The sequence below is a fragment of the Cetobacterium sp. ZOR0034 genome, assembly GCF_000799075.1.
Classification (GTDB): Bacteria; Fusobacteriota; Fusobacteriia; order Fusobacteriales; family Fusobacteriaceae; genus Cetobacterium_A.
On record NZ_JTLI01000100.1, the window covers coordinates 1 to 524 of the forward strand.

Annotated in this window: 1 protein-coding gene; it reads right to left on the reverse strand. The window is 34.4% G+C overall.

The features are described from left to right. On the reverse strand, positions 1 to 524 hold a 524-nt coding region (gene fsa, locus L992_RS12420), incomplete at both ends, for a fructose-6-phosphate aldolase (RefSeq protein WP_047396618.1).

Below are 524 nucleotides of genomic sequence, written 5' to 3' on the forward strand. Positions count from 1 at the left end.
GAATATGGAATTGTTCCTATATGAGCTCCTGCTTTTGCCGCTTCTTTAGCATGCCAAGGATTTCTAATACTAGCTGCTATAATTTCTGTATTTAAGTTATGCTTTTCAAAAATCTCCGCAATTTCTGAAATCAAAGTTACACTATCTGTTCCTACATCATCAAGTCTTCCTAAAAATGGGCTTACATATGTCGCACCTGCTCTTGCTGCTAAAAGAGCTTGAGAAGGAGTAAATATAAGCGTCACATTTGTTTTTATACCTATCTCAGACAATTTTTTACAAGCTTTTAATCCTTCAATCGTCATTGGAAGTTTTATAACTATATTTTCATGAATCTCTGTCAAAGGGATAGCTTCCTCTACCATTTTATCTGCTTCTAAAGAGATTACCTCAGCACTTATTGGTCCATCTACAATCTCTGTTATCTCTTTTATAACTTCTTTAAATACTCTTCCTTCTTTTACTATTAAGCTCGGATTTGTAGTTACACCACAAATCACCCCCATATCATTAGCTTCTCTTAT